Origin of the sequence: Mesorhizobium sp. BR1-1-13 (assembly GCF_020165515.1) — a bacterium.
Classification (GTDB): Bacteria; Pseudomonadota; Alphaproteobacteria; order Rhizobiales; family Rhizobiaceae; genus Mesorhizobium.
In genome coordinates this window covers 97,510-115,741 of the sequence record NZ_JAIUIH010000015.1, presented here as the reverse complement: position 1 = coordinate 115,741, position 18,232 = coordinate 97,510, and the positions used below count along the sequence as shown (strand labels likewise).

The 18,232-nt window shown below is 59.3% G+C and carries 16 protein-coding genes and 1 pseudogene; 8 read left to right on the top strand and 9 right to left on the bottom strand.

All coding sequences use genetic code 11. The features are described from left to right. Positions 1 to 325: 325 nt before the first annotated feature. From LB533_RS26805 to LB533_RS26780, 6 genes and pseudogenes are all read right to left on the bottom strand, one after another. Positions 326 to 715, bottom strand: a complete 390-nt coding sequence (locus LB533_RS26805) for a hypothetical protein (protein ID WP_224678629.1) — start codon at positions 713 to 715, stop codon at positions 326 to 328. 447 nt (positions 716 to 1,162) lie between these two features. Next, on the bottom strand, positions 1,163 to 1,390 hold the full coding sequence (locus LB533_RS26800) for a hypothetical protein (protein ID WP_140644086.1): 228 nt from the start codon (positions 1,388 to 1,390) through the stop codon (positions 1,163 to 1,165). A gap of 543 nt (positions 1,391 to 1,933) precedes the next feature. Further along, positions 1,934 to 2,188, bottom strand: a pseudogene (locus LB533_RS26795) (LysR family transcriptional regulator); the annotation flags it as partial. 269 nt (positions 2,189 to 2,457) lie between these two features. After that, complete coding sequence (locus LB533_RS26790; protein WP_224678628.1) at positions 2,458 to 2,943, bottom strand: histidine triad nucleotide-binding protein; 486 nt, start codon at positions 2,941 to 2,943, stop codon at positions 2,458 to 2,460. A gap of 128 nt (positions 2,944 to 3,071) precedes the next feature. Then, positions 3,072 to 4,151, bottom strand: coding sequence for a hybrid-cluster NAD(P)-dependent oxidoreductase (locus LB533_RS26785; RefSeq protein WP_224678627.1), 1,080 nt, complete (start codon positions 4,149 to 4,151; stop codon positions 3,072 to 3,074). A 90-nt stretch (positions 4,152 to 4,241) separates the two neighbouring features. Next, positions 4,242 to 5,099, bottom strand: a complete 858-nt coding sequence (locus LB533_RS26780; RefSeq protein WP_140644090.1) for a LysR family transcriptional regulator — start codon at positions 5,097 to 5,099, stop codon at positions 4,242 to 4,244. 128 nt (positions 5,100 to 5,227) lie between these two features. Between LB533_RS26780 and LB533_RS26775 the strand changes: the two genes are divergently transcribed. From LB533_RS26775 to LB533_RS26750, 6 genes are all read left to right on the top strand, one after another. Then, entirely contained in the window at positions 5,228 to 6,310 is a 1,083-nt protein-coding gene (locus tag LB533_RS26775; protein WP_224678626.1) for an amidohydrolase family protein, read from the top strand. 11 nt (positions 6,311 to 6,321) lie between these two features. Continuing rightward, entirely contained in the window at positions 6,322 to 6,675 is a 354-nt protein-coding gene (locus LB533_RS26770; protein ID WP_140644093.1) for a Rieske (2Fe-2S) protein, read from the top strand. Positions 6,676 to 6,797: 122 nt separating this feature from the next. Then, positions 6,798 to 8,405 carry an ABC transporter substrate-binding protein gene (locus LB533_RS26765; protein ID WP_224678625.1) on the top strand — a complete coding sequence of 536 codons (1,608 nt, stop codon included), beginning with the start codon at positions 6,798 to 6,800 and terminating at the stop codon, positions 8,403 to 8,405. A 58-nt stretch (positions 8,406 to 8,463) separates the two neighbouring features. Then, entirely contained in the window at positions 8,464 to 9,516 is a 1,053-nt protein-coding gene (locus LB533_RS26760; RefSeq protein ID WP_263487711.1) for an ABC transporter permease, read from the top strand. A gap of 65 nt (positions 9,517 to 9,581) precedes the next feature. After that, positions 9,582 to 10,406 carry an ABC transporter permease gene (locus tag LB533_RS26755; protein WP_224557357.1) on the top strand — a complete coding sequence of 275 codons (825 nt, stop codon included), beginning with the start codon at positions 9,582 to 9,584 and terminating at the stop codon, positions 10,404 to 10,406. Beyond that, positions 10,396 to 12,051 carry an ABC transporter ATP-binding protein gene (locus tag LB533_RS26750; protein ID WP_224678624.1) on the top strand — a complete coding sequence of 552 codons (1,656 nt, stop codon included), beginning with the start codon at positions 10,396 to 10,398 and terminating at the stop codon, positions 12,049 to 12,051. Before LB533_RS26755 ends, LB533_RS26750 begins: the two co-directional genes overlap by 11 nt. Positions 12,052 to 12,303: 252 nt before the next feature. Here LB533_RS26750 and LB533_RS26745 read toward each other — a convergent pair whose 3' ends face one another. Together LB533_RS26745 and LB533_RS26740 are read right to left on the bottom strand one after the other, a co-directional pair. After that, positions 12,304 to 12,474, bottom strand: a complete 171-nt coding sequence (locus LB533_RS26745) for a hypothetical protein (RefSeq protein ID WP_181169605.1) — start codon at positions 12,472 to 12,474, stop codon at positions 12,304 to 12,306. An 837-nt stretch (positions 12,475 to 13,311) separates the two neighbouring features. Then, a complete protein-coding gene (locus LB533_RS26740; protein ID WP_140644100.1) occupies positions 13,312 to 13,521 on the bottom strand; it encodes a hypothetical protein in 210 nt (69 codons plus the stop codon). Between the two features lie 236 nt (positions 13,522 to 13,757). Here LB533_RS26740 and LB533_RS26735 point away from each other — a divergent pair, with 236 nt between their 5' ends. Together LB533_RS26735 and LB533_RS26730 are read left to right on the top strand one after the other, a co-directional pair. Further along, on the top strand, positions 13,758 to 14,114 hold the full coding sequence (locus tag LB533_RS26735) for a VOC family protein (RefSeq protein ID WP_224678623.1): 357 nt from the start codon (positions 13,758 to 13,760) through the stop codon (positions 14,112 to 14,114). Positions 14,115 to 14,998: 884 nt separating this feature from the next. Beyond that, the gene (locus tag LB533_RS26730; RefSeq protein WP_140644101.1) at positions 14,999 to 15,280 is read left to right on the top strand and encodes a hypothetical protein; all 282 of its coding nucleotides are present in this window, start codon (positions 14,999 to 15,001) and stop codon (positions 15,278 to 15,280) included. 1,528 nt (positions 15,281 to 16,808) lie between these two features. Here LB533_RS26730 and LB533_RS26725 read toward each other — a convergent pair. Next, a complete protein-coding gene (locus LB533_RS26725; protein ID WP_224678622.1) occupies positions 16,809 to 18,137 on the bottom strand; it encodes an aspartate aminotransferase family protein in 1,329 nt (442 codons plus the stop codon). Positions 18,138 to 18,232 lie beyond the last annotated feature (95 nt).

The following is an 18,232-nucleotide window of genomic DNA, read 5'->3' as shown; positions in this document are numbered from 1 at the left end:
AAGCGCTGCATCTTTGCGCCGCAACACGGGCGATCCCACAACAAGCATTTTGTCCTTAGCCATCCAGCCTCCCGGGTGGCCTGATCGAGCCCGCCTTTGCGAGCCCACAGATAGGCCAGTGCGCTAAGGCCTCGCGCACGTAACGTCAGCACTCTGGAATGGTACTATCAAGATCGATGGCGATCAGTATTCTGGGTGTGACGCCGGCCACTGATGTGTTCACCCATAGCGACTGAACAGTGTCATGACTGCTGGCGGATAGCTGGGCCCAGGCCTTGTACGACGACCGATGCCAGCGGTTCCATCCCATGAATTACTTCGGAACTCAGGTGTGATGTTTCCGCAGCAAAGCAGCAATGTCGGGCCGGAACGCCTCGACACTGGCCTCGACCTCCGCGACGTCCGCAGGCAGCAACTCCGTCTTCCGCGCCAGGGTTGCGGCGACCAGGTAGAGAACCTTCTGGTTGGCATCACAGCCGTCAACGGCCTCAAGCTCGATCAATCGCCGCCGCGCCGCTCGCTCGAGAAGACGGCTTACAGCCAGGCCCAACCTGAAAGCAACCCATCGCGCGGCCCAGCGATTGGCGCTCCGGTTACAGGAGAATTTGTCGACCGCGGCAAGGAGGCGCCGATGCCGATAGATGCTGCGCGCCATGGCGGTGGGCGAATTTTCAGGCCTGGCGCGGCAGCCGCTATCGTCCCGGCGCGCCGTCATTAATATGTTCGAGCGTTTGGACCGGCGCGCAGCGCCCCATCAACGTCTTTGGCCAATCGCCACCCGATGGTGCCAGTGAACCTTTGTCCAGTCACTCTTCCAGGAGCGAAAGAAGTGGGCTCCATAAGGCCAAGATCCCGAAAAAGGACGCTCCCGGGAGGGGTATCTTCGCATGCCGCGGAGATCGTTTTGGCGTCCATCTGAGAAACAGCTTCTCCTCGAAACGGGTGTGGGAGGAAGAATAACCCAATCGCCTCCGGGAGCCGTACTAAAGTTAAATGAAATGATGTTATGGGGCTAAAATATATTGTTCGCACATTGAAGGGCTTCGGCCCCTTTTCGATCGCCTTGCAAGCGTAGCGCAACTTCGGGAACGACTTCCCCGGTGAATGGAACCTGTTGTGGACGGGAATGTTCGTCTTTAGAGACGGCTGAAGCCCGATTGGCCTAAGCCTGCAGCTTTTTGCCGAGTTTCGAGAAAACCGCACACCAGAAGCGATAGTCCTCTTCGCGCCCGTCGAAATTCGCGGTCAACGCGCACCATGCCGCGGCGGTTGCCGCGTCTGACCCATATAGCTGGATCGCAGCCTTTACCGCCGCTGCTGGATCCGCGAAATCCCAGAGCGTCAACTTCCCATAGCCGGTCTCAGAATGGATGGAGAGAGTTTTTGGCACGCCGAGGCCTCCCGCGGGTAGGTCCGGCGAGGGGCAGCGGTGTGCTGCGAGGCCGGACGTTGGGAACCCACGGGAAGTGAGCCACGATCCTGAGGCGTTACGCCCAGGACATTCTTCGTGTCGTCCCTGGCCTTCTACAGCTTCGGAAGAAGCTGACGCAGGCGCGAACTATTGCAGAGGTCACGCGCCAAGACAACCGGTGCGGTGACCTGCAGGCCATCGTCGGAGGATCACAAAAGCGCTGCCGCCTGAGCGCCATCGGGGGCATAAGTTAGGTGGCGGGTTTTATGCGGGCTCGGGTAGAAGGCAGACATACGCGAACCTGTACCGACGGGTAATGCGCGCTCGCGCAGATCGATATCCGCATCGCGGCACAGAGGGTGGCTGACAACATGGACGAGCTTGCCGACCAAGCCGGCCAGCCCCGGTCAACAGCAACGCTTGATCCAAAGACAACCACGCCACTGCACTATAATGCGACAGGCGCAGTGGCACACAATCAGGAGCTAACGCATGACGCCGTTCGAATCCAAGATCACGGCCGACGAATTCGGAAATGACAGGCGCCAGGAAACGCACGACGCTCATGCTGGAATGAAGGCGCAGCGTGCCTTGCGGCGTCGCCTGCAGAGCCCCTGCGATCCGGTCCGCCTCCTCAAGCTCGGTGAGGACGTGCACGGAACGCTCGTAGTAGTCCTGCCCGATCCCGGTCAGGCTAACCGTTCGTGTGGTGCGATTGAGAAGCCGCACCCCCAGCCTATCCGCCAGCGCTTGGACAGCGCTTCCGGTTCGGTCCATACCGGGCGAACCGTTGCTGGTGCCAAAGTCGTCGAGGGGCACAGGAGACGAATGCCGTGGACAGACGAAGCCGGTTCTCCTCGCGGGTCTGGAGCGGCCTCTCCGGGCGGGTGTGCTTCCCGGCATCGTCCGAGACTGCTTCGTTGAAGACGCCTGGGCGCCATTAAGTCCAATTTACCACGTGACACAAACTTGGAGTCCGTGCCGCTCGATGACCTGCGCTCTGAGGGGCAAGCGCTGCTGTGAGAACCGTCAGCCTGTGTCACATCTTATTTTTCGGGTGGCACCATATCGTGGAATTGGCGCCCGCCGAATATGTGAACGTGAAGGTGCGGCACTTCCTGGTGGCCATGCTGGCCCACATTGACAAGCAGGCGATAACCGTTCGCAACGAGGCCGGCTTGGCGGGCGACCTCACCAACGGCACGCATGAAGCCAGCGACTTCCGCGTCAGGCGCCTTAGCCGTGAAGTCATCCCACGATACGTAAGGTCCACGCGGAACGACAAGTATATGGACAGGCGCTTGTGGATTGATGTCGTGAAACGCGACCGCGAACTCGTCTTCATAGACGAGCGCTGACGATATTTCTCCACGCAGGATGCGAGCGAATATGTTGGATTGGTCGTAAGCCAGGGAGAGGTCAATGGGCATTGGATTTACCTCAAGAATCGAGTGGAAGCCGTCAGGCCTGCCTGCAAGACCCGCCGCAGGGCTGCTTTTGGCAATAACGCCGTCCCCGATATCGAGAGGCATGCCTATGCCCGCCGTAGAGATCGGCTTTGCCTGGCCGAGGAAATCAGACGCAGTTCAGTGAAATCGCAAGCTGCACGACCACCCTCTTCCCCTGGCCATGTGGCCACGTTTCAGATTATCGACACAGGTCAAAGATCGAGGCAAACAGCGCCTTGCGGGCGGCTGCAACAGGCCAGGACAAAGCCCGCTGACTTTTCTTCGGACGTGAGTCCGCCAAGATCATGCATCGCGACTTCGCCGGAGAGCTTGGCTATCCGGCACGTGCCGCAAATTCCCTGCTGGCAGCCGGTGGGAATATAGACACCACAGTTGCGCGCCGCATCCAGCAGGGTCTCTCCGGGCGCGCAGCGATGCTCCAATCCGGAACGGGCGAACTGGACCGAGGATGAAACGGCAGATGCAAGATCCGGAGCAACACCGCTCAGGCTGCCTCCGAAGCTCTCCTCATGGTAGCCGCGTGGATCAACGCCTGCCTCGCCAAGGCCGTCTCGCAGCGCCTTCATGTACTGTTCGGGGCCGCAGGCGTAGACGGTGCGCTCGCCAAGATCCGGGACGAGGCGCAGGAGCATGGGTCCGTCTATGCGGCCAGTCGGCCCTGCCCAGGAGAGATCTTTCCTGGAACAGACGCAGGTCACACCCAGATTGGGGAACCGTGCAGCGAGCGCATCGAGTTCCGACTTGAAGATGATATCTCGCGGCGACCGCGCGCTGTAGATCAGACGCTGGTCCAGATCGGATGCCCTGTCTGTCAACGTACGCAGCATCGACATTAGAGGCGTGATTCCGCTGCCGCCGGCAAGAAACAGAGGCTTTTCACTGTGCAAGCCGTCGAGTTTGAACGAGCCCAGCGGGCCTTCAATCTTGATTTCGTCGCCCGCCCGCAGATTCTCGTGAAGCCAATTGGAAACGAGCCCGCCTGGTGTCCGCTTGACCGTGATGTGCAAGTCGAGCGGTCGTGTAGGTGGCGACGAAACGGAATAGGACCGGGCCACCGCCGCGCCATTGATCGTGAGGTGAAGGACCACGTATTGCCCCGCATTGAAGCAGAACATGCGGTCTGAGGCAGCCGAGAAGACAAATGTCTTCACGTCGTGCGTCTCGTCAATGACCGCACGGCAGAGCATGGCCTGTGGCGATGCCTCGGCCCATTGCCGCTGCCGCATCGTTGCGAAAAAATCGGAAGCCGGAAACGAAGTGTGCGCGTTCATGTTTGGCTCTTCAATGACGCGCCAACATGGCAGCCGGAGGCTTTCCGCAACAGTGGCTTGAGCCCTGCTTTTTAATCGGGAATTTCGATCTCACGTCTCGAGCGACATCACCGCCAGCTGCAGCGCACGAAGCCCTTTGCGGATGATCGGCTCATGCTTGCGCCGGGCGAGCATGGCCGTATGGACGGGCTGGTAGAGCGTCGGTGCGCCCTCCACCAGGAACGACGGGCACTCGGCCGTAAACCTGCGGGCATCGTCGTTGCGCATGTAACAACTCCCCCCGGTTCGCCGCAGCATCGCTTCGGCCAGGCTCTCGGATCCCATGGAAAGACGCGAAATTGCCAGGGAAGGGATCAGCTCCGAATGGGTTTTCTCGAGTACCACGGTGTAACCCGGCCGAATGTAGCTGTCAGGATCGACCTCCGACATCGTCCTCGCAAAGGTCGAGACCATCACATATTCCTCGACCATGAGGTGCTCATAAGTAATTTCGGGAAGATAGCGGGGTGCGTAGAGCACGGCTATGTCGAGATTTCCCATGCTGAGATCGCTCACCATCTGGTTGGAATAGTCCGACTCTACATGGATCGAGGCTTTGGGAAGGGCCTGACAGAGCGCCTCCACCCACCCAGGCAGCACTGAGCGTGTCATGCCAACCTGCGCGGCCACGCGCAGGGTTCCTTCGAACCGATTGAACGCGCGCACGTCATGGCGCGCCTGTGACCAGGTCGAGAGCATCGCCCGGGCGTAGGCTTCGAAACGTCGCCCCGCCGCGGTCGGTTCGGCGCCGGCGCGACCACGATGGAAAAGCTCCGACCCTACCGCGCTTTCGAGGCTCTTGATCCGACTGCTGACCGTCGACTGCGTAATGTTGAGCCGGTCGGCAGTCCGGTTGAAGTTCCGCGATTCGATGATGTCGAGGAAGGTCTCAATGTGGTCCAGCTGCACGCGCGCCCCACCCTAATCGAAAAAGCCGATCGTTACGCAGAGATCATTGGCTTGATCAGGCAATTGTCAAGGCGGAAGCTGGAGGAGCTAAACGGCAAGCAACGCCGCGGTCTGGAGAGGGAGCGAAAGTGTTTATCGTCGACTGCGATTGTCACAATTACTGGTCCAGCGCCACGGTGTTGGAGCCGTATCTTTCGGGCATCTGGAAGGACATGTTCATCGAGGGCGAGAAGACCGGCCCCAGGGGATCCTTCCCGCACGGCCATCGCCCTTGGTTCCATCCGCAGGACTTCTCCCGGAAAGATGTGCGGCCCGAGACCGAAGCCGACAACTACCGGATCATGAAGGAAAAACATCTCGACAAATACAATGTCGGCGTGGCGATCCTGACCGGGGACGAGCCGATAGAAGCCTCGACTCTCGCAAACCCCTATTACGCCAGTGCGCTGGTCAGCGCCTACAATGACTATCAGGTCGCCGAGTGGTTGCCGAAGGACAACCGCTTCATGGGTTCGATCATTATTGCGCCTCAGGATCCGAAGCTGGCGGCCGCCGAGATCCGTCGGCTCGGCAGTCACCCCCGCATGATCCAGGTTCTAGCCTCCCAAGGCTCCGTGAAGCCCTATGGCGACCCCTTCTACCACCCGATCTACGAAGCCTGTGCGGAGATGGGATTGCCGTTCGCCATTCACCTCGGCGGTCACGGTGGCGTCAACTGGAACGCCGTCGCTCCTGCCCCCACGACCTTCTTCTGGGAAACGCACGCCATCCTGCACATGTCGGCGATCAGTCACGTCGCCAGCATGATCGCTCACGGCGTTTTCGAGAAATGGCCAGAACTCTATTTCGTTATCGTCGAATGCGGCGTCGCCTGGGTGCCTACCGTCCTGTGGCGTCTCGACGCCGACTACAAGGCGCTGCGCAAGGAAACGCCGTGGTTGAAGATGCTGCCATCGGAGTACTGCCGCCGCAACATACGCTTCTCCACGCAGCCGCTGGAGCAGCCGGCCAACGTGCAGCATCTCTGGTCCATCCTGGAAGCGATGGACGGCGAAAACACGCTGATGTTTGCGTCGGACTATCCGCATTGGGACTATGACGACGCCAACACGCTGCACATCCCGCCTGCCTGGAGGACCAAGGTCATGGGTCAGAATGCGCTCAACGTCTACAAGCGCATTCCTGCCGTCCTAACCGCGAACGCTGCCTGACGGAGCAGAACATGGCCGAGAAAACCTTCATCTGCCGCGTCGACGAGATCGAAGCCGGGACACCTGTCATTGCCAAGGTCCGCAGCCTTTCGGTGGGCGTGTTCCGCATCGGAGACACCTTCCATGCGCTGCTCAACATCTGTCCGCATCGCGGCGCGCCGCTCTGCGAGGGACCGCAATGCGGGACGACGGCGCCGGTCGAGGAAGCCCGCTTCATCTATCATCGAGAAAACGAGATCGTGCGCTGCGCCTGGCATGGCTGGGAGTTCGACATCAAGACGGGCTCGGCACTTGTCGACCCGGCCGTGCGGGCGCGGACATTTCCCGTCATGGTCGAGGACGGCAACATCTATGTGACCGCGTGAGGGTCAAAAAGACCAGCAGGTCAATGAAGGAGGCGAAAAGCAAAGGAAGACGAGCTGGAAGATCGACGTGCATGACGAGGGTTGGAAAATAACGCGGAAAATCCGCCAATGGGAGAACGAACATGTCGGAATCTGAGTACAAACTTCGCATCGCGCAAAGTCTGATCGGGCGCGGCAAGGTTTCCCGCCGCGACTTCATCCACCTGGGCCTGGCGGCAGGCCTGACCGTCGCTGCCGCCGACCAGATCTTCGTCACCACTGCCCGGGCAGAACCGCAGCAAGGCGGTTTCGCGAAGCTCGGCATGGCGCATGGAGCGACTACAGACTCCATCGATCCGGCCGGCTATCCCGATACGTTCACGCAAACGGCTTTCTCGGGAGCCATGTCCAACAGCCTCACGGAGGTTGACGCCAAGGGAGGCATACAGCCGGACCTGGCCGAGAGCTTCGAATCTTCCAATGGCGCCAAGACCTGGGTGTTCAAGCTGCGCAAGGGCGCCACCTTCCACAACGGCAAGAACGTGACGGCGGACGATGTCGTGACATCGATGCGCTATCATATGGGTGCCGATACCAAATCGGCGGCGAAGTCTCTGCTTGAATCCGTTTCCGATATCAAGGCGGATGGCCCGGAAACGGTCGTCTTCACGCTCAACAGCGGCAACGCCGATTTCCCTTACATCATGAGCGACTATCATTTCGTCATCATGCCTAGCGTGGATGGCAAAGCCGATTGGGCATCAGGGGCCCGAACCGGCGCCTTCGTGCTTGAGAATTTCCAGCCTGGCGTTTCGGCCAAGCTCAAGCGCAATGCGAATTACTTCAAGAACGGCAAGCCTTACCTGGATGAGGTGGAGTTCATCGCGATTACGGATTTGGCCGCACGCATGGCTGCGCTCTCGACCGGGGAAGTGGACTACATCGGCCGCGCCGATCTGAAGACACTCGGCATGTTGAAGCGCAATCCAAAAATCGACATCATCGAGATCACCGGCTACGGCCACTATACATTGCCGATGAACGTCACCATGGCGCCATTCGACAATCCGGACGTGCGCATGGCAATGAAATGGGCGATCAACCGTCAAGAGATCGCCGACAAAATCTTCCTCGGACATGCTACCGTTGCCAATGACGATCCGATCGCGCCGGCGATCAAGTTTTACAAGAACCCGGAGCCGCAACACAGTTTCGATCCCGAAAAGGCGCGCCATTATCTGAAGAAGGCGGGCATGGAAAAGCTGAAGGTCGATCTCTCGGTCGCCGATGCCGCTTTCGCAGGTGCGGTGGATGCGGCCGCACTCATTCGCGAGACGGCCGCACAGTGCGGCATCGACGTCAATGTGGTGCGCGAGGCCGAGGACGCCTATTGGGACAATGTCTGGCTCAAGAAGCCGTGGTGCGCTTCCTATTGGAGCGGTCGCGCAACCCCCGACTGGATGTTCACGCAAGCCTTCGCAGCCGAATCCAGCTGGAACGAGTCGTTTTGGAAGAATCCCCGCTTCAACGAATTGCTCGTCCAGGCCCGAGCCGAGACGGATGAGGCCAAGCGTGCCGGCATGTATGCCGAAATGCAGCAGCTGACCCATGACGATGGCGGCAGCATCGTGCTGGTGTTCAACAACTTCGTCAGCGCCAAATCCAAGAAACTGGCCCATGGCGATGTGGCGCCGAATTGGGAAAATGACGGCTTGAAGATGGCTGAGCGCTGGTGGATGGCTGAGGCATAGAGGTGTTTGTCAGGCGCGCCGCTCGCACCGCGGACGGCACGCTGTTGGGATTGCGCGCATGCGTGTGAATCCGGTCGCAAAAACGGTGATGCAACGGTTAGGCCTCGGCCTGATCACGTTGTTCGTCGTTTCGATCATCATCTTTTCGGCGATCGCCATGCTTCCAGGCGACTTCGCCAAGGCGACGCTTGGCCAAGCTGCTACCCCCGAAACAGTCGCGGCCCTTCAACACGAGATCGGCCTCGATCGCCCGCCAATCGAACGCTATTTCAGCTGGATGGGTAAGATGGCACAGGGTGACTTTGGATCCTCCTTCGCCAGTCGAACCGGGTACCGGCGGACCGTCGCGGAGATCATCGCACCGCGGCTCTACAACACCATGTTCCTGGCGGTCATGACCGCGCTTGTCGCGGTGCCGCTGGCGTTGGGGTTGGGCATTCTTGCGGCCCTCTACCGCAACAGCTGGTTCGATCGGCTTGTAAATACGGTGACGCTTACGACAATTTCGTTCCCTGAATTCTTCGTCGCCTACATGCTCGCTTTCCTGATCATCTCGCGCGATACCTTCGCCGGCACAGACTTGGCACAATCTTTACCCGTCTGGCTCGCGGCTTCGATCAACTGGACGCTGAACGTCGTACCGAAGTTCCCGACCCTGGCCAATATCAGCGGCCAGACGCCGTTCTGGGAACACGTCTGGCGTGCGGCTCTGCCGTCGATCACGCTCACACTCGTCATCGTCGCTCACATGATGCGAATGACGCGCGCGGCGATCATCAACATGCTTTCAAGCCCCTATATCGACATGGCACGCTTGAAGGGGATGACGCCAATGGTGGTCGTGCTCCGGCACGCCTTGCCAAACGCCTGGGCCCCGATCGTGACAGTTGTCGCCTTCAACCTTGCCTATCTCATCGTGGGCGTCGTGGTTGTCGAGGTGGTGTTCGTCTACCCCGGTGTGGGCCAACTGATGGTCGATGCCGTGAAGTCGAGAGACGTACCGGTCGTGCAGGCCTGCGCGCTTGTCTTCGCCGCCACCTATATCCTGCTCAACCTGATCGCCGACATCATTTCGATCGCAACCAACCCGAGGCTTCTGCACCCAAGATGACAAGTGCGGAGCCCCTCATCCAGACCACCAGCGCGGCCAGGGTAAGGCGCATACGCCGATCTCGCATGAGGACAGCGCTGAAGAAGGCGCCGCTCAGTGCCTGGTTCGGTATGGGTGTAACCCTCTGCTACGTTCTGGTCGCCCTGTTTGCGCCTCTGATTGCTCCCTATCGGGAAACGCAGGTCTTCAGCGAGGCATTCGCGCCCTGGGGCCACGAGTTCATGTTCGGGACTGACCAACTGGGTCGCGACATGCTCACTCGACTGATCTACGGGGCCCGCAACACGATCGGCATCGCCTTCGCGACAACCATCATCTCCTTTGCAGCGGGTGTGACGCTCGGCCTCCTGGCTGCAATGTACCGGGGGTGGCCAGACCAGATACTATCACGCGCGGTGGACGTGTTGATGTCGATCCCGAGCCTGATTTTTGCGCTGATGCTGCTCTCGATATTCGGCTCTTCGATCACCAGCCTCGTCTTGATCATCGCATTGCTGGATTCTACACGCGTGTTCCGTCTGGCGCGAGCCGTTGGACTCAACGTCGTGGTGATGGACTATGTCGAGGTCGCGCAATTGCGCGGCGAAGGGCCCGCATGGATTCTGCGCAAGGAAATCCTGCCCAACATTCTGCCGCCGCTCATCGCGGAATTCGGCCTGCGTTTCTGTTTTGTGTTTCTGACCATCGCAGCATTGTCGTTCCTGGGCGTCGGCATACAGCCCCCATCGGCTGACTGGGGGTCGATGGTGCGGGAAAACGCAACGCTGATCACCTATGGCGATGTCACGCCGCTGCTGCCGGCGGGCGCCATTGCCCTCCTGACGGTAGCGGTGAACTTCGTCGTGGACTGGTTTTTGCATTCAACCAGCGGACTGCGTGATGAAAACTAGCAGTGCCACCGCACGCGAAAAAGGAACAGATCTTCTCAAGGTCCGGGACCTTCACGTTGAAGGCTTCTCCGATGAGCGCTGGCATCCGATCGTGCGCGGCGTGGATCTCTCGCTTAAACGCGGAGAAGTGCTCGGACTGATTGGCGAATCCGGCGCCGGGAAGTCGACCATCGGCCTTGCGGCAATGGGCTATGCCAAACCGGGATGCCGTATTACCCAGGGCTCGGTGCTGTTCGACGGCGTCGATCTTTTGTCAATGAGCGAAGCCCGTCGTCGGCGGCTGCGGGGCTCTCGCATCGCCTATGTGGCGCAAAGCGCAGCCGCCTGGTTCAACCCGGCTCACCGGCTCCTCGATCAGACCGTGGAAACGGCAGTTGCGCACGGGATCGCCAGCCGGGACAAGGCAAATCGCGATGCTATTGAGCTTTATCGACGCCTCCAGCTTCCCGAGCCTGAGACCATCGGCTTCCGGTATCCGCATCAGGTATCCGGCGGCCAGTTGCAGCGCGCCATGACTGCCATGGCCATGGCTTGCCGACCCGACCTGATCGTGTTCGATGAGCCGACAACTGCGCTCGATGTGACCACGCAGGTCGAGGTTTTGGTTTCGATCCGCAGGATTGTTGAAGATTTCAACACAGCGGCGATCTACGTCACGCACGATCTGGCCGTGGTGGCGCAGATGGCGGACCGGATCATGGTTCTGCGCCATGGACAAACGGTCGAGGAAGCGGACACGCGACAGATGCTCACGGCCCCTACCCAGGAATACACCCGGACGCTCTGGGCCGTGCGCAAGCTCGCCAAGCTGGAGATTAAGACCCAGGACTATTTGCTCACCATCGACAATGTCACCGCCGCCTATGCCGGAAGGGTCAAGGTGCTGGCGGACGTGTCCATCAAGGTTCCGCGCGGCCGGACGGTAGCAGTGGTGGGCGAGTCAGGATCGGGGAAATCGACGCTTGCCCGTGTCGTTACCGGTTTGCTGCCCGCCATATCCGGGTCGCTTTCATTTGACGCCAAGCCGCTTCCCTTGTCCCTGAAGGAACGCTCGAAAGACCTGCTGCGCCGTATCCAGATGATCTATCAGTCGCCCGACAGCGCGCTTAACCCTCGCCAGACGGTCGAGGACATAATCGCACGGCCCCTCGAATTCTATTTAGGCCTGAAGGGGGAGCAGCGAGACCGCCGGGTCGGTGAGCTCATGCACATGATCGAGATGGACGAAAGCTTCCTCGACAGGCTGCCTGGTGAATTGTCAGGAGGACAGAAACAGCGCATCTGCATCGCCCGCGCGCTAGCTGCCAATCCGGAGCTCATCATCTGTGACGAGGTCACCTCGGCACTCGATCAGATTGTGCAGGAGGAAATCCTGACGCTCCTGATGCGCCTGCAGCGCGAACTCGGCATCAGCTATATCTTCATCACCCACGATATCGCGACGGTAAGAGCGATCGCGGACGAGGTCGTGGTCATGCACCAAGGCAAGGTGGTGGAGCAGGGTTTGAAGACGGAGATTTTGACACCGCCGCACGCTGCCTACACCGAACTGCTTCTCTCTTCCGTGCCGGACATGGATCCGGATTGGCTGACGCAACTGCTGGCACGACGGAAGAACCAGGGCATTCTAGACCCGGCTGGTTGAATAGTCCTGCCAATGGAATTAGCAGTTCTCTCACCCACGGCTGAATCCGCCAACACACAAACGTCGCTGCAATGGTTCAGAAGTGCTGGGGCGTAATAGCCAACGAAATCGGTGTGTCCGATGATAGGCGATGCAGGGATTGAGCCTGCGACCGCCGGGTGAAAAGCATAGTCCTTGGCTAATCTTGTTGCGGGTTTTCGGCCACCGTTTTTGCCCAAAAAAGGCTACTTGCGCAAACCGAGCGCGTGCACGCTAGATCAGTCCTTTGCGAACGTTCAGGTGAGTGAACGCCGTTACTAGTATGGCGCCGACCATGAAGTAGAGCGTGGACATGACATGGCCGTTGTGGAACTGGAAACCAGCACAAAGCAGCGCCAGCACAACGGCGAGGAAGGCGGTTACGCGCGAGAAGTCATCTGACATGGGCGACCTTTGAAAGATTGGTGACCGCCCTCAATCGGCCGCGCGTTGTATAAGGCGCTTTGCACCGTCCTGCAACTCGGCCTAGTGCAGAATCTTGGCCGGCCATGCCCCGACGCTCTCAGCTTCTCTCTACTGGGCCGTGTTGGTTGGGCGGAGCGGGCCCCGAAGCTCGGGTGCTGATAAGTCTTGGCGCTCTGGCGTTCGGATTGCTAAGCGCCTTTGAAGTTCGCAGGGGCCTGGCGCTCGTTTCACGAACTTCGGCTTGCTGAGCGGTTCGAATCCGCCTCTGGGCACCATCACCTTCCTAAGGTGTTGATCCAGCTGAAAAACCAGCAAAATTAAATGCTTCGGGCTACCCGAGTGCTACACATAAAAGCAATAACCAAGGATTTCATAGGGGAAATCGCAAGGCTCGCTGGCAAGTCAGCGAGCCCACGTCCCAGAGTGGGACGATTACCAGCGCATAAAACTGCCAACGGCTGGTTAAGCATGAATTTACCACGACATACAGGCGAACGGATCGTGAATGAACGAACCGGATTGGCGGCGGTTATGCTCGCGCTTCCAATGAGGACTACGTTTTGTTCGCGACCGCCTTCGCCTTGCTGATCTCATTCTCGGTCAGCATTGCCCTTGTTTCATGGGCCGCGCCCAGCACAGCGCAAGCCATATCCGCCGACCTGCACAAATCCATCGCCGGATGGGAATTGCGTGAAGCAAGGTCCGACGCGCCCCCGCAAGGCTCTAGATGATTGCCTCGCCATCGCAGAACTCCCTCATGCCACAGTCCCGGAGATAGGCATACCGCAGGCCATGAAACGTGAGCCGATCTCGACTTCACCGCCCCAGCGGTAGTTTGGACATCGCCGCAAGTTCTTCCTCGTCTCTAATTCCGGCCTGATAGTTTGCTATAACTCGGGATGCGAGCGCTTCACGTCCCTCCGACGATTGGCCCTCGGTTTTCAACTTCTCGAACACGCGTCCTAGCAGAGCGACTTCAGAGGAATCGAAGACGCCAGCTTCTTTGGCTCGCTGATAAATTGGCATGTGCCCTCCCTCCAAGGAATAGGTGAGAAACTGATCTCACTTAAAGACTCGACAAAGCAAAAAATGGATCGGTATTGGCCCTACATCCCTGGTTGACACCTCGGAGAGGCTTGACAGCAGATAGACGTACACGGCCCGCCCGGCCGACTTTGCTGGTGGTGCGCCCAGAAACGATTTTGGAACCAAACCAAGCATCCTCCCATTGCAGGTGCTGGCACTTGAAAGGGAGGTATGTAATGGAAATCCAAGGAATTTACGCTGCGCTCGCGACAGCAAGCATGGATCGTGCAGAGAAGTTCTATACCCAACTGTTCGCCCGGGAGCCTGATGATCGTCCCATGGACGGGTTGATCCAATGGCGCGGCGTCGCAGGGGCGAATATTCAAATCTTCGATGACAAGGACCATGCAGGGTTCGGCAGACTGACCGTTGTTGTCCCGAGAATAGATGATGCCCGCAGATCGCTCGAAGGAATTGGGGTGAAGCTCACCGGCGAATCCGAGGGCGACTACGGACGGATTGCCCAGTTCGCAGACCCTGACGGAAATCGCATCACCCTTGCGGAGCCTCCCTCGAGGCCCTTCAAAACATGAACCCGAAGCCACTCTTCGATCTGCCTCGCAAGTTGAGTCCAATAGTGCCTGTTGAGTTGTGCGGGTGCACCAGCCCGGAACTAGCGTCGGTTTTCCTCCCGTTCGGAAGTTGGCGAGGTGTTCGGGATGCTCGTGCCTATGCGGCTTTCGAGAGGTGGCTTTGAATGGATGCTCCACGGAGAAGGCATCGGGCCGAATACCCTGCTCGACTTGGCTCCATGTCACAGGATGGGCGATTGGGAACCCGGGGCGGGCTCTCGCTCGTCGCGGGACTTTTCCGCGTTTCGACCCCTGTCTTGGATCGATACCGCATTTGGAAATAGTGGTCGTTGATATGGCCGATCGGGCGAAAGCTTGATGCTCTCTTCCAAGCGTCTGGTTGCCGTTGTGGAGGGACGCCAGATGAGCCTATGCCCTATTCGGGCCGATGGCTGGCAAGTTTGCCATTCAAGCGCCAATTGGGCTCGCGGGGCCAATAAGGTCAGTAGATTCCCACGGCAATGACGAGGATAATCCCGATAACAGCCAGGGCCATGACCGCCACCATTGCGGCCTCAAACGGGCCGCCGCCGTTCCTTAAGTGGTCCATCTTTTTTTGCTCCCACCGTACGCCCCAATGAAAGACCGGGACCTGTTCCAGCGGAATTACAAATGTTAGGGGCGAGGAAAGATCGTCCTGAATCCAACCACTAACCACGGAAGCCGAGGTTCTTACCAAAGCAATCGTTGCGAGGGTTGAAAAGCTCAGCGGCCGAGCGCGAAGCAGGGCTGCCCCGCCGAGCGTTCAGACTAGCGGCTGAGGAAAAGCCAACAGCAGCGGGTGATCGGGAACCAAGTTCGCGACCGAGAGTTAAGGGGGCCCTGTCAGCGGCGGCTAACTCAACATGCTCCTTGCGGTGAACAATGCGATCTCGACGGCCGTACTGGCTGGTAGGAGTGCGAATGCAGAAGTTTTTGGTGTGATAGACCTCACCAACAAAACTGAGGCCGAAATCGGTCCCATCAGCTTGGGCATGGCCATTCAGTTCGTGGCCAACGGCTCGGTCCTTGGATATGACGTACGCGGGGCGATGGTGGTCTACGGCGAGCCGGGCACACCGAGCTTAAGGGCGAGAGAGTGCGAGCGATTGTGGGCGCAATTTGGCGGCGCTCTTCTTCGACCGTAACCGTCTTCTGCATTTTTAGAGTTGTAGCCGTCGGAGTTAGATCGGGAGCATGGGGACGTGGTTTCGAACTTCTTTGAGAACGCATCGGTAAGGCGTAAACTGGCGGTTTTGATCCGCATGATGAGGTTCGCGCGTTCGATAGGCACGAGCTGACATACTTGGGTCCGGATTACCTTCGATCGGCGTCTTGGCTGCGGCAGTTCATACGACTTGGCTAAAGCGGCGCTTGGGCGATTGCCGAACTCGCTTCAAACCACTGCGGATCGTGAGCCAAATCCATTGAGAAGCTATCCAAACTCCGCAGCTTCCGCAGGCAGGTCGTCGAGCACCGGATTTTACGGCTTGCCGGAGAGCAGCGGACTTGGCGTTCCTGTGGAACCGACAGAAATCGAAGCGCCGCTATCATATGTAATTGCCTGCCGGATGTGATATGCCTGATTGCTGGCCGCAGTAGCTTTTCAAGAGAAAACGTCATGCTGTATCCGGGCCGATTTTTGGAGCCGAGCGAAATTGGGATGCTCGCCCACGCTTTTCAGACAGTCTGCAAAGAGCGCGGCGTTTACCCTCTTTCGCAAGAAGGGGAGCGCTTAGCTTCGCATTTGCTCAAGCTGTTTATGAACGGCTTGACCGGGGAGGACGAATTGCTCGACGCCGAGAGAAACCGCGCTCGACGGCATGACCGGTCGTTACAGCAGGTTTCTGCCAGTCACGCAGGGACGAGGGAGGCCGCATGAATCCGACAGGGCTGGGTAGACCGGCGGCTCAAGGCAAGAATCCTTGGTGCAGACGTTCGAATCAAAGCTAAGCGTATCACAGGCCTTCATGCCGCGAGCGCTGACCCAACCTTAAGCATGCGGCATATAGATTCCGGTTGAAGAGACCGTGCCAAAAAGGCGCCGCCGACGCTACTGAGCGGCTGCTCGCGCATCCTATTATACAAACAAACTGTCGTGCGGCAGTCGAGGTTGTCTAACTCGTCGGCCATCTCAGCCGTCTAATACTGACTACCTTGGCATCGGCAAAAGCCTCGCTATTGGCGATGTGAGATGTCGCCGCAGGCCGCAGTCGAAGAAGCGGTGCACTCCGATCGGCCGCTATACCCGCGCTGCAAGTGCATCGCACGTGCAATTGTTATGTACTTTTCAACACCAAGTTCAAGCCGCACGAGGAAAATGACAAGGAAGCCATTCACGACGCGTTTAGACCCATCCGTGTTAGCTCTGGCTGAAAAACTCGCAGAGTCCGGACGTCGTTCGGTAACGGCTGTCATCGAACTCGCATTGATCGAGTATGCGGAACGTCGTGGCTTTAAGGCGCGAGAAGCCGAAAAGGGCGGATAGCTGCCATTGCGAAGCACACTCGCTGAGCGGCCGAAATGACCGTTTACCAAAGGAGCCAGTAGCTCTCCGACGACATTCACACGGGTGGTCATTTGGCGCCGGTGCTCTCGGCGCATTCAATCCAGTTGGCCGCTCTCGCAACGGCTTCGATGAGCCTCGCTGTCCCATCGAATGCCGAGATCGGGTGATCAGGGTGTCGCCGTGCGGAAGCTGCGCACGAAGCTGTCGACCACGTTATCGAGGTCCGCCATAGACAGGCAGAGCGGCGGGCACATTCTGATGACGTTGCGATACGGTCCCGAGCGGCTGGCGACCAGGCCCTGACGCCGGGTTTCTTCGAAGACTTGCAACGTTGCCTCGGGCGCCGGTTCCTTCGTGGCGCGGTCCTTCACCAGCTCGATGGCGAGCATGAGGCCTTGTCCCCTGATGTCGCCGATCAGCGGAAAATCCTTCTTGAGGTCCTGCAGCCTTTGCTTCAGCGCGCCGCCGACCGTAGCGGCGTTCTCCTGCAGCCGCTCCTCGCGTATCACCTTGAGCACCGCGCGTCCGGCGGCGCAGGCGACCGGATTGGCGCCGTAGGTATGGAACAGGAACTTGTCGGCCATGGACTCCGCGACGGCGCGTTTCGCGATGACGGCGCCGAGCGGGATGCCGTTGCCGACGCCCTTGGCGACAACGACGATGTCGGGAACGACGCCATGCGACTCGAACGCCCAGAAGGCATCGCCGGTTCGCCCGACGCCGGACTGCACCTCATCGATGATGCAGATGCCGCCGGCAGCCCGCACGCGTTCGAATGCGCCCGCGATGTAGCCGGCGGGCATCGGCACGATGCCGCCGTAACCCTGCACCGGCTCGATGATCATGCCGGCCAGCCGGCCGCTGGTCGAGCTGGCTATGGCACGTTCGACTTCGTCGAGATAGGGCTGCACACCTTCACCGTGGACGCCCCGATACTGGTTTGGCTCGGCGACGAAGGTCACCCCGCCAAGCTGCGGCACCTGGTGACGAAAGCCAGCTATGCCGGTCACCGACTGGGCGCCGAAGGTGGCGCCGTGGTAGCTTGAGGCAAGCGCCAGCATGTCGATGCTGCCGGTGTGCGAGCGCGCCATAAGCAAAGCAAGGTCGATCGCCTCGGCGCCGCTGTTGGTAAAATGCACGACCCAGTCGTGACCGGCCGGCATCGTCGCCACCAATTCCTCGGCATATTGGGCGGGAACCGGATGGTAGAACATCGTCGTGCAATGTGTCAGTTCGCTCACCTGCTCGGTGGCTGCCTTGACTACCTGCGGATGGGCGTGTCCGACCGAGATGCAGAGATTCATACCGAGCAGGTCGATGTATTTGCGGTCCTTCTCGTCCCACACATACTGGCCTCTGCCGCGCTTTAGGATCAGCGGCTCCTTGTAGGGAACGAACTTGCGTTGCGAGGCCGAATAGAAGCGGTTCCGCCGATCGACGATGGCTTCAGTCGACCAGTCGATCTCCAGACTTGAATGGACGTGCGGGGCGTTCATGTCGTGCCTCCAGAGTTGAGATTCCCCGGGGATTGAGCACGGAATGCGCAGCATCCGCACCGGCAAACACCCTCCATCAGGATAACTGATGGAGC